Below are 13,696 nucleotides of genomic sequence, written 5' to 3' on the forward strand. Positions count from 1 at the left end.
TATTTTTTTTATTGAGCTGAAATAATTTGTTAAAAAAAACCAATACATTGCGCAGCATTTTTAAATGTAAGGCTGTCTCTAATCAGACAACTCCATTTAAAATGGACGGTATACATTGCAAATCAATGCTTTTTAATTCTTAAAATTTACATTACATGAGAAAATTCGCATCACTGCTAACGATGCTGATGCTTTCTTGTGCATTAGCGTACGGACAAGAAAAAACAGTTTCAGGACAGGTAAAGGACGAAAAAGGTGAGGCAGTAGCTTTCGCCACCGTTACCGAAACAGGAACTCAGAACCGTGCAAAGGCTGATGGCAACGGGTATTTCAGCATTAAGATCAAAGATGGTGGCTCAATCACATTTTCAGCTGCCGGACACGAATCAAAAACACTCACTCCGGTTTCCTCATCAGTTCAGGTAACACTGACAATTACTGATCAGGCAGGAGTTGAAGTAGTTGTTACTACTGCATTAGGTGTTAAGAAAAGACCGAAAGAACTCGGTTACACACAAACAACTGTAAAAGGAGATGCCCTTACGCTTGGTAAATCACCAACGTTGGGTAATGCCCTTTCTGGTAAGATCGCAGGTTTAACTGTGTATAATACCAGTAACTCTGTAAACGCTTCTCCGCGTATCGTTTTACGTGGTAACAGGTCAATCAGTGGTGAAAACCAGGGATTGCTTGTTTTAGATGGTGTTCCTGTACCTCAGAACACGATCAACTATCTTAATCCTAACGATATTGAAAGTGTGACTGTCCTGAAAGGTGGTCAGGCTGCTACATTGTATGGCTCTGATGGTGTGAATGGAGCATTAGTTATTACAACTAAAAAAGGACAGGGCAAACCACAGGTTAGCTTTACACATTCAAGCAATTTTGAGTCAGTTTCTTTCCTGCCAGATTTCAATACTACTCATGGTATGGGTTCACACTATGGAACTACACAAGAGCAGAACTATCGTCCTTTTGAGAACCAGCAGTACGGTGATGCTTATGATGGAAGCATCCGTGCTATAGGCCGTGTACTGGAAGATGGAAGTGTTTTACAAGTTCCTTATCAGAATAATGATAAGAACCGTGAAGCTTTTTGGGAAACAGGTTATACCGGACAAAATGATGTTTCTGTTTCTGGTGGTGATGCATCCAGTTCCTACTATTTCTCTTTCCAGGATGTTAAAACAAAAGGTGTCGTAAGGAAAGATGAATATCGCCGTGATGCGCTTCGCTTAAGTGCAAGTAAAACTTACGGAAAGTTCAAGGCGTCTTTTGATGCAACTTATACAACTGACCGTGCACAGCGTACAACATCTGACTTTTATTTCTTTGCTTTAAATGCTGCAGGTGCTATTCCTGTTGAGCAAATGAAAGATTGGCAAAATAATAAGTTCGCCAGTCCGAACGCTTATTACAATGACTATTATAATAATCCATGGTTTGAGTTGGATAATAACCGTAATGATACACGTAACAACTATTTCAACGGTAACCTTACGTTAAGTCTGAAAGCAACTAACTGGTTGAACTTAAATTATCGTTTGGGTACTGCGGTTACCAACTCATTTGGTAAAAGCTGGACTGGAAAATTCCAGTTTACTAACCATGCTAAAAACCTCGCAAAAACATTTGATCCCCAGTATAATGATTATGACGGTATTTTCCGTGCTAAGAATGACATCCTGGGTGGTGTAAGTGATGCTGCAAGCTGGGCTAATCGTATTAACTCAGATTTCTTTATTGGTATTGACAAAGAATTCGGTGATATCTCTACTAAATTCATCATTGGTAACAATATACAGGTTCGCCGCTCAAAAAGTCTTAACGTGAGCAGCTCAAGCATAACTGTTCCAGGAATTTACAATGTAAGTAACCGCGCCGGTGAATTAGGGGGTGGTGAATCAACATCTGAATTACGTAAAGTAGGTAACTATGTCGATGCAACTTTCGGGTACAAAGATTGGATGTTCCTGCATGGTATTTTCAGATATGATATGTCTTCTGCATTCTATGCTGCCGGAAGAGATCAGAGTGCTTATGCATACCCCTATTATGGTGGCGACTTTTCAGTTATTTTAACGGAAGCAATTCCTGTTTTAAAATCTGATCTGATGTCTTATTTGAAAGTCCGCGGATCTATAAACAGAAATGGTAATGATAACCTTGCTCCTCATAGCTTAGAGGCAACTGCTAGTAATGGTGGTGGTTTCCCTTATGGAAATGTTGTTGGTTTAACGATCAACAATAACCTGCCTGATCCAAGCTTAACTCCTGAGTTTGTGATCACAAAAGAAGTTGGTATAGAAGCGCAGTTCCTGAAGAACAGGATCAACCTGGATGCTACTGTATATACACAGGACGCAAATGAGCAGGTGTTGAATGTGTCAATGTCAAGTGCTACTGGTTATACAACTACTACATTGAACGCCGCAAGAGTAAATAACTGGGGTGTGGAAGTAGAAACAAGAGCTAGTATTATCAAAAACAAAAATTGGACTGTTGATGTGAATGCTAACTTTACTTACAATGAGAATAAAGTAGATGAGTTGTTTGGCGACTTATCAAGTGTATTGTTACAATCAAATGGCCGCATTGCCTTTGTATATGCAGAGATCGGGCAGCCGTTCCCATTACTGAGAACATCACAGTGGCAAAGAGATCCAAACGGAAGAGTAGTAATTGATCCTGCTGATGGCTGGCCAGAAATGGATCCAAATTTAAAAAATGCAGGTACTACAATTCCTGTTTACCAGGTAGGTGTTGGTTTCAAAGTTGGGTATAAGAACTGGACATTAGCAGCAAATGCTGAATACCGTGGTGGCCATGTTATCTATCATGATCTTGGAGAAGATATGGGCTTTACAGGTTCAGGAGCTCATACTACAAAGTATAATCGTATGTCATTTATTTTCCCTAATTCCAGTTATTGGGATGGCAGCAAGTATGTTGCAAATACGGATATTCCTGTTGAAAATACAATTGCCAATTATCAAGGTTGGGGTGATTATGGTTTTTCCCGTGGTACCCTGTTCAATGGAGAAGTATTTACAAGTTCTGCAGCTTTCTGGAAATTACGTGATGTATCTCTTGGCTTTGATTTTCCACAGAACTGGCTGAAATCATTGAAAGTTGTTAAAGGAATCAATGCTGCAATATTCGGTCGTAACCTGCTTACTCTGTTGCCAGATGACAATCAGTGGACTGACCCAGAGTTTTCACAAACAAACGGAAATGGACAAGGTATTAATAATTCGTTTAATACTCCTCCTGTTCGTCAGTATGGTTTTACTGTGAATGTGAGATTCTAAAGAATAAAACAAATTGTTTAACACTAAGCAATACTAAAATGAAAAAATATTTAATATTATTTGGAGCAGTGGTTGGCCTCGGGAGCTGTGAAAAGTATCTGGATGTAAATAAAAATCCAAATACACCTGAGGCTACTTCAGCACCTGCCCAAAATGTATTCACCAATGCGGTGAATGCCGCAACAGGTTACCAGACTGGCGGTTCGCATGCGCTGGGTTCTACCTGGACGGGTTCTATGTCACATAGCACCAGCTTTACCGGAGGCGGTGAAGAGAAAACTTATGAGTTTTCAAAGGATAACTTCAACTATTTTGATGGAGCCTATGATATCCTTTTTGATTTTCAAAATGTGATCAACAATGCTGCTGCACAGAACGTTGGTCACTTAGTAGGACCTGCTAAAGTAATGCAGTGCCTTATCTACCAGAAACTGGTTGATATGTATGGCGATATTCCTTATACTGAAGCATTACAGGGTACAGATTTCTTTAGTCCTGTTTATGATAATCAGCAGACAGTTTATGAGTCACTAATTACTAAGCTGACTGAGGCTATCACAGAAATTAAAAGTGCGACATTTCCTAGTGCTGATGCTGCAGATATCATATTTGGAACACCTGCAGTTAGCGGCGCTGATATTAGAGGTAACTGGGTGAGATTTGCTAATAGCCTTAAGCTTCGTATTCTTATGCGTCAAAGCTTCATGCCCGGTCGTCTTGCTTATATTCAAAGCAAGGTATCTGAGATAACTGCTGAAGGTTCTGGTTATATGACAGCTGGATTAGTTTCAGCAAACCCAGGTTATTTAAAGCAGATTGGCAAGCTCAACCTGTATTATGGAACCTATGGGTATAATGAGCAGGATCAGGAAACAGGAACTTTCCGTTTTCGTAAAATGAATGCTGTTATCATTAACTATTTAAAAAGTGCTGACCTCTTCCGTTTGCAAAGGTTAGCTACACCAAAAAAAGGTGGTACAGTTGGTAATACATCAGATTATGTTGGAGTACCTCTTGGACCAACCGGAGCTCCTGCGCCTTATGTTGAGGATCTTGTATCGGGAGTGGGTTCTGTACAAGCGGCTAAATATGATGCTACACGTCGCATGATAATCATGACACCGGCTGAAGTATATCTAAACATTGCAGAAGCACAATTGATCGGTGTTACCGGATTACCTGGTACAGCTAAAGGTAATTATGATGCAGGCGTTATGTGGGCATTCCGCGTAGCTGCAGCAACACATACTGCAACAGCTACAGCTACTAATGCACAAGCTGACGCTGCTGCTGCTTCTTATACTTCAAACGCAACACTCTTTTCTGATTATGCTGCTGCAACTTCAGATATTGAAAGACGCAGAACGATCCTGATCCAGAAATGGCTTGCTCTTACTCATATTGATGGTTTGGAACAATGGAGCGAATATAGAAAGGCAAGCGGAGCTGCGGGTTATGGTACAGTACTTCCGACTTCTCCTAAATCATTTAGCGCCGGATCAAATCCTGAACCAGTACGTTTGTTATATCCAAGAAGAGAAGAGCAGGTGAATGGAGCACATGTACCAGCAGGTATTGACAGGTTTACAAGCAAGATATTCTGGGATGTAAACTAAATTTTGCCACATTTAAATAACATTTATATGAAAATAAAAACATTATTAACAATTGGACTAGTTGCCTTTGTGATTAGCTCCTGCCTGAAATCCGAAGACGAATTTGGATGGGAAGCTGACAAGGGGCAGATACTCACAGGCATCTATGACGCGGCTACTTCTGGTGAGATCAAGCCATTTGTTTTAAATCTGACACCGACTGTTGAAACAATAGATTTTCTTGTGCTTAAGACAACGGCTGCAAGAGAAGTGCAACCATCGGGTGATATTACAGCGACAGTGGTTATTGATAACTCACTTGTTACTGCATATAATGCCGCAAATGGAACGTCATACGTTGCGTTGCCGGCAAATGCCTATACACTTCCATCAATGACTGCAACTATTCCTGCTAATGTAGCAACAAATAAAAGAGAGGCTATCCTTCCAATGACGATCAATAAAGCTAATCTCAATCTTTCTAACCAATATGCTATTGGGATGAAGTTGGTAACTGTTAGCCAGGGAATCATCAATGTATTGGAAGAAGAGGTTATAGCTACATTCCTGGTAAAGAATCCGTATGATGGTATTTATTCTTATGTATCAGGGAGTGTGGTAAGGTATCTTTCACCCGGAGTGCCAGCCAATGATGCGTTGAGCGGACCTTTAACGACTTCGCTTCCTGATGTAAAATTTGTTACAACTGGTGCTGCTACAAATCTGCTTCAAGGTTTGCAGTGGTCTGGTGGTGGCGGAGTTGGTGGTGTAGACCCAGTAACTGTTACAACTAATGCAGCTACGAATGCAACAACTACTACGTCTACAACAGCTGTAACTATGGCCAATATTGCTGGACAGCCAAATAACTATAACCCTGCAACTAAAACTTTCACTCTGAATTTCTGGTGGAATCCAACTTCCACTACCCGTGAATATCATGTAGTGTTTAAGTACAAAGGACCAAGATAATAACCAAGGTTAATTGCTTTATAAAAGTTCCGGATTATTCCGGAACTTTTTTTTGTCCATTTTGCCAGGCAATTTTTACACGATTGTATGGCATAATGAGTTTACATTTGTCCGCTTAAAATAAACGAAATGGATAATCAAAACAATCAGCCGCCCAACCAGCTGAATATAGAACTGACAGAAGAAATAGCAGAAGGTAATTACGCCAATCTCGCTATCATCACTCACTCACATGCAGAGTTTGTAATTGATTTTGTAAACGTAATGCCCGGCACTCCCAAGAGTAAAGTAAAGAGTCGTATTATTTTTACCCCGCAACATGCAAAACGGTTTATGAAAGCAATGATGGAAAACATCAGCAAATATGAAGCTGTAAATGGACAGATAAAAGACCTTGAAGATGTTCAGGTGCCGCTGAGTTTTGGTCCGACGGCGCAAGCATGAGGAGTTGGTAGTTGGGAGATAGGAGTTAGGAATCTGACGTAGAAATAAATTTATCAGGGTTATTAATCATATACCAAATAAGTTTACCTGCCTCATCATTTTTACCAGTAAGATTGTTATACTCTTCTGTTGTTAAATAGCCGCAATCCTTTGAAAAATCCAACCAAACTTGGGTTTCACTATTTTCGGTTTCAGCATCATTCAGTTTACTTATAAAATAGTCCTTGTATCTTCTCCTTCGATAAGACTCGGCAATGTTTGCACAAACTGATCTTGACGATCTTCTTATTTGATCTATTAATGAATACTTTTCTTCTGACGGAAACCTTTTGGAAATAATAAAGATTTCCATTGCCAGTGAGTAAGCCTTTTTATAGGCCAACAGATCTTTATAGTATCCCATAAAATTAATATGCTGTTTTTTGAAATAATCTTCTTCTCCTAACTCCTATCTCCAGACTCCTAACTCACAAAAGTCCTTCATCTGCAAAACTATAGTACCCAAGATCGCTGATGATAATGTGATCGAGAACTTTAATGTCAAAATACTTCGCCGCTTCTTTTATTTTATGCGTGAGTTCTTCATCAGCACGGCTGGGTTTTAAACTACCCGAAGGATGGTTGTGGGCTAACACTATATTTACTGCATCTTCTTCCAATGCTTTTTTTAAAATTATTCTCGGGTCAGCAACAGTTCCGGTAATACCGCCTTCACTTATTATTTCAAAATGATTTATTTTATTCGCCCTGTTAAGAAACAGTACAGCGAATACTTCGCGGCGGTTATCTTTTATTTTTGATTGAAGAAAAGAAGCAATATCACCCGATGAAACTATTGTTTTCTTTTCCAGCGCATCAGAGGCCTGTCTTCTTCTGCCAAGTTCCATAGCAGAAACAATTGTGATCGCTTTGGCCTCACCGATACCTTTTACTTTTGTAAGCTCTTTTACAGAAAGTTTACCCAGTTCCTGGAGGTTATTTTTTCCAGCCTCAAGGATCTCCTTTGCAAGTTCTATTGCACTTTTATTTTTTGTCCCATGGTTTATCAGGATAGCAAGGAGTTCAGAATTGCTGAGGATTTCCGCGCCATGAGCAAGTAGTTTTTCTCTTGGCCGTTCGTCTTTTGCCCAGTTCTTAATTGAGTAGTACTGCTCTTGCATGAAGCAAGGTTAGATAATATTTTTATCCTCAACAATACCACTAACAGGTATTGAGAAGAAGAACCGAAATCCAAACTTTTGAGAAACTAAATATCCAAACTATGAAAACCCGTACACAAAAACCTCTTGGCGCCCTGCACCCAGTATTATTTTTCAGTGGAATTTATTTTGTAGCCCTTTTGTTTTCGATTTTTATCTGTTCAGCGATCTTCTACAGTTGCCAGTCAACCAGTGCTGGTTTTACAGGTAAAACAAAACAGGCAAAACCTCCAATGCAGACTGAAAAGCCGGCGCAATCGATGGCAATCGCCAGAAGGTAATTTTTAATAAATTTTCCTTTTACAGTATCACTGTATTCAGTTTCCGACTGATGACTTTCCCTATCTTCGCCGCTCCAAAGCAGTCCTCACCATGTCATCAGTCAAAATTTTCTCAGGTACAGGCTCACAGGCCCTTACGGCGCAAATCTGTAAACAATTCGGAGCCAAGCAAGGCAAAGTGAATATCCAGAAATTTAGTGACGGCGAAATATGCCCTGTTTTCCTCGAAAGTATCCGTGGCGATTATGTTTTCCTTGTTCAAAGTACCTACGCACCGTCTGATAACCTTATGGAGCTTCTATTGATGATAGATGCAGCCCGAAGAGCATCGGCATATAAAGTAGTGGCCGTTATGCCTTATTACGGCTATGCGAGGCAGGATAGAAAAGACAAACCCCGAGTTGCAATTGGAAGTAAACTGGTTGCCAATATGTTAGTAGCGGCAGGAGCAGACAGGGTAATTACAATGGACCTTCATGCCCCCCAGATCCAGGGTTATTTTGATATTCCGGTTGATCACCTGGATAGCTCGGCAGTTTTTATCCCTTACATACAGCAACTTGGCCTTAAAAACCTTACTTTTGCCGCCCCCGATGTGGGAGCTAGTAACCGCATCAGGGAAATTGCAAGCTACTTCGAAGCCGAAATGGTGATCTGTGATAAGCATAGGAAAAGGGCAAACGAGATAGCAAGCATGGTGGTAATCGGGGATGTAACGGATAAGGATATTGTGATAATAGATGACATCTGCGATACCGGCGGAACACTGGCAAAAGCCGCAGCTCTTTTAAAAGAAAAAGGTGCAAGAAGTGTAAGGGCTTTGACCACACACCCTGTTTTGAGTGGAAAGGCATATGATAATATCAATAACAGTGTGCTGGAAGAGTTAGTGGTTTGTGATACAATACCCTTAAGACAAGATGGAGGAAAAATAAAAGTGATCACGGTAGCAGAATTGTTCGCAGTGGCTATCAGGAACGCTTTTGAAAATAAAAGTATCACCAGCCTGTTCATACACTCACAGCGCAAAGACAAATAGTAACTAAACAAACAACATAAAATGAAAACAATTACAATCGAAGGACAACTGAGGACCGGAAACGGGAAGAAAGCCACCCGTCTAATCCGCTCTCAGGAGTTAGTGCCCGGTGTAATTTATGGCGGTGCCGCAGAGGTGAACTTTTCAGCTCCTGCAAAGGCTCTCAGGTCATTAGTTTACACTCCGGATTTTCAGCTTGCAGAAGTAACTATCGATGGTAAAACTTACCGTTGTATTATGAAAGATCTGCAGTTTGATAAAATTACAGATGAGTTGATGCATATCGACTTACTCGAACTGGTTGAGGATAAAAAAGTGATTGCTACCATTCCTATCAAGTATGTAGGGGTACCGGTAGGTGTAAAAGATGGAGGTAAGCTGGCGTTAAAAATGAAATCACTTAAAATAAAAACTTACCCGAAATACCTGAAGGAAAACATTGAAGTGAATATAGAGAAACTGGAATTGCATGGCAACGTACGTGTAGAGGATGTAAAGATTGAGAACTATGAGATATTGAACTCTCCCCGTATTCCCATTGCATCAGTACAAATAACCCGTGAGTTGAAAGTAGAAGAATCAGCCGCTGCACCTGCTGCCGCTGCTGCTGCTCCGGCTGCTGCCGCTGCTGCCGCTCCTGCTGCCGCACCAGCAAAAGAAAAGAAGAAATAAACAGGAAAAGATTTCTATACAAAACCCACTTCATTCATGTTGTGGGTTTTTTTGTAGCCTAAAAGAAAAGGATTAATGTAAATTAGTTTTCTATTCATCAGTATATCATGAAGTACCTGGTAGTCGGTTTGGGAAATATTGGCAATGAATATGCACACACCCGCCACAACATTGGTTTCGATGTGGTGAATGCTTTTGTACTTAAGCATGGGGGATCTTTTTCTACCGGGCGACTGGCATATACAGCGGAAGTAAAATGGAAGGGAAAGAAAATGGTCTGTATTTGCCCAACCACTTTTATGAATCTTAGCGGCTCTGCGGTTAAGTATTGGATGGATAAGGAGAAAATAACGGTAGAGAATGTGCTTATTATTCTTGATGATATTGCCTTACCACTAACCAAACTTCGATTAAGGCCGGGTGGAAATGATGGAGGACATAATGGGCTTAAAAGTATTAATGAAGTGCTTGGAACAAAAGATTATCCCCGCCTGCGATTTGGTATAGGTAGTAATTACCCTAAAGGCATGCAGGCCGATTTTGTACTAAGCAAATGGAAAAAAGAAGAAGAACCTCTTGTAAAGCATAAGATTAATGTGGCTATAGAAGTAATAGAGACATTTGCCTTAGCTGGTTTAACCACAGCTATGAACCAGGTAAATAATAAAGAGATTTCTCTATGACAAATCAGATTCATTACTTACTTTAGCTCCCCTGAGTTTTTTAAGCCATTCTTTTTTAAAATCCCCGATCTTATTGAAGCACCAAATGAATATATGGGATGAACAGCCCTTTTTGTATTGTATCCGATGTATTTAATCATTAAAGCCACCTTGTTATGAAGATTTTTTGTGTTGGCCGCAATTATGCAGCCCATGCCTCTGAGTTAGGAAACGAAATCCCCGATGAACCGGTGATTTTTATGAAGCCTAAAAGTGCTTTGTTACAGCCTAACACTCCATTTTATTATCCTGAGTTTACCAACGAATTGCATCATGAATGCGAACTAGTACTGCGTGTTTGTAAAAACGGAAAATACCTGCAGGATAAATTTGCGGGTAAATATTATGATGCAATCACAGCAGGTATCGATTTTACAGCAAGAGATATTCAAAATGAGCTGAAAGAAAAAGGTCTTCCATGGGAAAAAGCCAAAGCCTGGGACAACTCAGCAGCAATTGGCAAATGGATACCTGTAGAAAATATCAAAAACAAAAAAGATATCAATTTCTGTTTGTATAAAAACAAAGAACTGGTACAGCAGGGAAATTCTTCCAATATGCTGCACAGCTTTGATAAGATCGTTGCATACATTTCTCAATACTTTTCAATCAATATCGGTGACCTCATATTTACCGGGACACCGGCAGGTGTTGGAGAATTGGTAGTAGGAGATGAACTTGAATTATTTATTGAGGACGAAAGCTTATTAAAATTTGACGTAAAATAGTTTTAGAGTTATTACACGCTTTGAATCGACAAAGCAAAACCAACTGCACCATAAAAAAACATCCCGGTTATTTTAACGGGATGTTTTCTTTTATTTAAGCGTCAATGTTCCCTTATTTTTGCCGGGTTAGCTTGCAACGATGATTGATAATTCCATTTTACTGAAAGCCTATGCCCTTATGAGTAAAGCCAAATTCATGGCTGAAACTTATGAGGCTAACCGCTCCATCTGCAAATACGTTCATTCCACTTCAAGAGGACATGAGGCCATACAATTAGCCGCAGCATTTCAATTACAGCCACAGGATTTTGTAAGTCCTTATTATCGTGATGAGAGTATGCTGTTAGGTATGGGATTTACACCTTATGAGCTCATGCTGCAGTTGCTTGCAAAAAAGGAAGATATCTTCACTGGCGGAAGAGAATATTATTCGCATCCCAATTACAAGGGCGTTGATAAACCCACTATCATTCATCAAAGTAGCGCTACTGGGATGCAGGCGATACCTACAACAGGCTTGGCGTATGGAGTTCAGTTCAAAGAAAACTATAAACCCGATGACTTACCGCACGGAGTGAACGATGAGTTGCCAATTGTTATTTGTTCATTAGGCGATTCAAGTATAACGGAAGGAGAAGTGAGTGAAGCAATGCAGTTCGCCGTCCTCAAGCAATTACCTATTATTTATTTAGTTCAGGATAATAACTGGGGCATCAGCGTTTCTGCGGCTGAATCAAGAACAATGAATGCATTTGAATATGCAGCAGGTTTTAAAGGAATGAACAGGATACAGGTAGATGGAAGTGATTTCGAAGCTTCTTATGAAGTGTTGAAATATGTTTGTGATTGGGTAAGAAAAGAAAGAAAACCGTATCTCGTTCATGCACAGGTTCCATTGCTTGGGCATCATACAAGTGGTGTGAGAAAAGAATTTTACAGAAGCGAAGATGACTGGACAAAACATATAGCACATGATCCTAATCCCAAGCTCAGAAAAAAATTAGCCGAACGTGGAGTAGGCGAAGAAGAAATTTTAAAAATTGAAACTGAAGCTAACGATACGATCAAAATTGATTTTGAAAAAGCAATAGCTTCTCCTGAGCCGGATCCATCCTCGGTCGAAGATTTTGTTTTTGCCCCAACAACTGTAATTAACGAATCAGGTGAACGTTCTCCTGTTGATGCAGAAAAAGTATTAATGGTAGATGCCGCTTTGTATGCTATCCGTGAAATAATGGAAGATCATCCTGAAGCAATTTTATACGGGCAGGATGTTGGCAAAAGATTAGGTGGCGTTTTTCGTGAAGCAGCAACATTGGCGGATCGGTTTGGTTCCCATCGTGTTTTTAATACAGCTATACAAGAAGCTTTTATTGTTGGTTCATGCGTTGGTATAAGTGCTATGGGTTTGAAACCGATCGTTGAAGTACAATTTGCAGATTATATCTATCCCGGATTTAATCAATTGGCAAGCGAGGTTTCAAAAAGTTGTTATCTCACCTGCGGTAAGTTTCCGGTATCCATGATCCTTCGTGTACCTATTGGTGCTTATGGCGGTGGCGGCCCTTATCATAGCGGTAGTATTGAAACAACTCTACTTTCCATCAAAGGACTTAAAGTCGCTTATCCATCTAATGCTGCAGATATGAAAGGATTGATCAAGGCAGCTTACTTAGATCCTAATCCAGTAGTGATGCTCGAACATAAAGGGCTTTACTGGAGTAAAGTGCCGGGTACCGATGAAGCAAAAACAAAAGAACCGGCCCGTGATTATATTTTGCCTTTTGGAAAAGCGAATATTGTTTTACACGCAGATAAAAATAAAATAGTTAATGGCGAAAGCTGTGTAATTATTACTTACGGAATGGGAGTGTATTGGTCAAAAGCTGCAGCCAGAAATTTTTCCGGTCAAATTGAAGTGATTGATCTGAGAACATTATTTCCGTTGGATGAAGAATTGGTTTTTGAAAAAGTAAAACTGCATGGAAAATGTTTGATCGTGACGGAAGAGCAACAAAATAATTCTTTTGCAGAAGCATTAGCAGGGCGCATTTCAAAAGCTTGTTTTCATTGGCTGGATGCACCGGTAGATGTAATTGGAGCATTGAATTTACCTGCTGTGCCAATGAATATGGCATTGGAAAAAGCAATGCTGCCTGATGCTGAAAAGGTTAGCAAACGAATCAAAAATCTGCTGGCAAATTAGCCTCTCAACCTTATCTTTGCTGCCCATTTGCCGGGGTATCCGCCGCGGCGGATGGTTAGAGCATCGGATTCATATCCGCCGCGGCGGACGGCATGCAAGTCTGCTGCTTAATAAAATATTTTTTGCCGGGGTAGCTCAGCTGGTTAGAGCATCGGATTCATAACCCGAAGGTCGGCAGTTCAAGTCTGCTCTCCGGTACTAATAAAGGCTCTTTAAAGAGCCTTTATTTTGCAAATGTTTTCCGTTTATATCTTATACTCAGAGCTGCACAATAAACATTATACCGGGTTCACCTCAGACCTTGAACAACGGTTAAATTCTCATAACGAATTTGGAAAAGACTGGACATCCCGTTATAGGCCATGGAAACTTATTTATAAGAAAGAGTTTGAAAACAAAAATCTTGCAATGGTGTATGAGAAATGGCTGAAAACTGGTGCAGGTAGAGATTTTATTAAAACATTGCCGCATTAATAAGGGTTCATATCCGCCGCGGCGGACGGCAGTTCAAGTCTGCTCTCCGGTAC

General features: G+C 40.2%; 13 protein-coding genes and 1 tRNA gene. 12 read left to right on the forward strand and 2 right to left on the reverse strand.

Annotated features, from left to right (window positions below):
* The first annotated feature begins 155 nt into the window (after positions 1–155).
* The 4 genes from E6H07_09320 to E6H07_09335 all read left to right on the forward strand — a co-directional run bounded on the left by E6H07_09320 (position 156) and on the right by E6H07_09335 (position 6,322).
* The gene (locus E6H07_09320) at positions 156–3,311 is read left to right on the forward strand and encodes a SusC/RagA family TonB-linked outer membrane protein (GenBank protein TMI66082.1); all 3,156 of its coding nucleotides are present in this window, start codon (positions 156–158) and stop codon (positions 3,309–3,311) included.
* Positions 3,312–3,349: 38 nt separating this feature from the next.
* Positions 3,350–4,927, forward strand: coding sequence for a SusD/RagB family nutrient-binding outer membrane lipoprotein (locus tag E6H07_09325; GenBank protein ID TMI66083.1), 1,578 nt, complete (start codon positions 3,350–3,352; stop codon positions 4,925–4,927).
* 27 nt (positions 4,928–4,954) lie between these two features.
* Positions 4,955–5,878: a DUF1735 domain-containing protein gene (locus E6H07_09330; protein ID TMI66084.1), complete on the forward strand. Its 924-nt coding sequence runs from the start codon at positions 4,955–4,957 to the stop codon at positions 5,876–5,878.
* 129 nt (positions 5,879–6,007) lie between these two features.
* Positions 6,008–6,322, forward strand: a complete 315-nt coding sequence (locus tag E6H07_09335) for a DUF3467 domain-containing protein (GenBank protein ID TMI66085.1) — start codon at positions 6,008–6,010, stop codon at positions 6,320–6,322.
* Between the two features lie 25 nt (positions 6,323–6,347).
* Here the strand turns inward: E6H07_09335 and E6H07_09340 are convergent, their stop codons facing one another.
* Both E6H07_09340 and E6H07_09345 read right to left on the reverse strand, forming a co-directional pair.
* Positions 6,348–6,725: a four helix bundle protein gene (locus E6H07_09340; protein TMI66086.1), complete on the reverse strand. Its 378-nt coding sequence runs from the start codon at positions 6,723–6,725 to the stop codon at positions 6,348–6,350.
* Positions 6,726–6,789: 64 nt separating this feature from the next.
* Entirely contained in the window at positions 6,790–7,482 is a 693-nt protein-coding gene (locus E6H07_09345; protein ID TMI66087.1) for a JAB domain-containing protein, read from the reverse strand.
* A gap of 101 nt (positions 7,483–7,583) precedes the next feature.
* Between E6H07_09345 and E6H07_09350 the strand changes: the two genes are divergently transcribed.
* The 8 genes from E6H07_09350 (at position 7,584) to E6H07_09385 (ending at position 13,643) form a co-directional block, all read left to right on the forward strand.
* The gene (locus E6H07_09350; GenBank protein ID TMI66088.1) at positions 7,584–7,802 is read left to right on the forward strand and encodes a hypothetical protein; all 219 of its coding nucleotides are present in this window, start codon (positions 7,584–7,586) and stop codon (positions 7,800–7,802) included.
* Between the two features lie 91 nt (positions 7,803–7,893).
* Positions 7,894–8,841, forward strand: coding sequence for a ribose-phosphate pyrophosphokinase (locus E6H07_09355; protein TMI66089.1), 948 nt, complete (start codon positions 7,894–7,896; stop codon positions 8,839–8,841).
* A gap of 21 nt (positions 8,842–8,862) precedes the next feature.
* A complete protein-coding gene (locus tag E6H07_09360; protein TMI66090.1) occupies positions 8,863–9,513 on the forward strand; it encodes a 50S ribosomal protein L25 in 651 nt (216 codons plus the stop codon).
* A 107-nt stretch (positions 9,514–9,620) separates the two neighbouring features.
* The gene (locus tag E6H07_09365) at positions 9,621–10,196 is read left to right on the forward strand and encodes an aminoacyl-tRNA hydrolase (GenBank protein TMI66091.1); all 576 of its coding nucleotides are present in this window, start codon (positions 9,621–9,623) and stop codon (positions 10,194–10,196) included.
* 155 nt (positions 10,197–10,351) lie between these two features.
* The gene (locus E6H07_09370) at positions 10,352–10,963 is read left to right on the forward strand and encodes a fumarylacetoacetate hydrolase family protein (GenBank protein TMI66092.1); all 612 of its coding nucleotides are present in this window, start codon (positions 10,352–10,354) and stop codon (positions 10,961–10,963) included.
* A 139-nt stretch (positions 10,964–11,102) separates the two neighbouring features.
* Positions 11,103–13,169, forward strand: coding sequence for a tungsten formylmethanofuran dehydrogenase (locus E6H07_09375; protein ID TMI66093.1), 2,067 nt, complete (start codon positions 11,103–11,105; stop codon positions 13,167–13,169).
* Positions 13,170–13,293: 124 nt separating this feature from the next.
* Positions 13,294–13,370: transfer RNA gene (locus E6H07_09380), tRNA-Met, on the forward strand.
* Between the two features lie 33 nt (positions 13,371–13,403).
* The gene (locus E6H07_09385) at positions 13,404–13,643 is read left to right on the forward strand and encodes a GIY-YIG nuclease family protein (protein TMI66094.1); all 240 of its coding nucleotides are present in this window, start codon (positions 13,404–13,406) and stop codon (positions 13,641–13,643) included.
* Positions 13,644–13,696: the final 53 nt, after the last annotated feature.

The sequence above is a fragment of the Bacteroidota bacterium genome, from assembly GCA_005882315.1.
In the GTDB taxonomy this organism is placed as follows: domain Bacteria; phylum Bacteroidota; class Bacteroidia; order Chitinophagales; family Chitinophagaceae; genus VBAR01.

Coding starts and splice junctions, on each gene's coding strand:
- E6H07_09320 (TMI66082.1), top strand. CDS start 156: ATGAGAAAATTCGCATCACTGCTAACGATGCTGATGCTTTCTTGTGCA.
- E6H07_09345 (TMI66087.1), bottom strand. CDS start 7,482: ATGCAAGAGCAGTACTACTCAATTAAGAACTGGGCAAAAGACGAACGG.
- E6H07_09385 (TMI66094.1), top strand. CDS start 13,404: ATGTTTTCCGTTTATATCTTATACTCAGAGCTGCACAATAAACATTAT.
- E6H07_09365 (TMI66091.1), top strand. CDS start 9,621: ATGAAGTACCTGGTAGTCGGTTTGGGAAATATTGGCAATGAATATGCA.
- E6H07_09340 (TMI66086.1), bottom strand. CDS start 6,725: ATGGGATACTATAAAGATCTGTTGGCCTATAAAAAGGCTTACTCACTG.
- E6H07_09360 (TMI66090.1), top strand. CDS start 8,863: ATGAAAACAATTACAATCGAAGGACAACTGAGGACCGGAAACGGGAAG.
- E6H07_09325 (TMI66083.1), top strand. CDS start 3,350: ATGAAAAAATATTTAATATTATTTGGAGCAGTGGTTGGCCTCGGGAGC.
- E6H07_09335 (TMI66085.1), top strand. CDS start 6,008: ATGGATAATCAAAACAATCAGCCGCCCAACCAGCTGAATATAGAACTG.
- E6H07_09330 (TMI66084.1), top strand. CDS start 4,955: ATGAAAATAAAAACATTATTAACAATTGGACTAGTTGCCTTTGTGATT.
- E6H07_09370 (TMI66092.1), top strand. CDS start 10,352: ATGAAGATTTTTTGTGTTGGCCGCAATTATGCAGCCCATGCCTCTGAG.
- E6H07_09350 (TMI66088.1), top strand. CDS start 7,584: ATGAAAACCCGTACACAAAAACCTCTTGGCGCCCTGCACCCAGTATTA.
- E6H07_09375 (TMI66093.1), top strand. CDS start 11,103: ATGATTGATAATTCCATTTTACTGAAAGCCTATGCCCTTATGAGTAAA.
- E6H07_09355 (TMI66089.1), top strand. CDS start 7,894: ATGTCATCAGTCAAAATTTTCTCAGGTACAGGCTCACAGGCCCTTACG.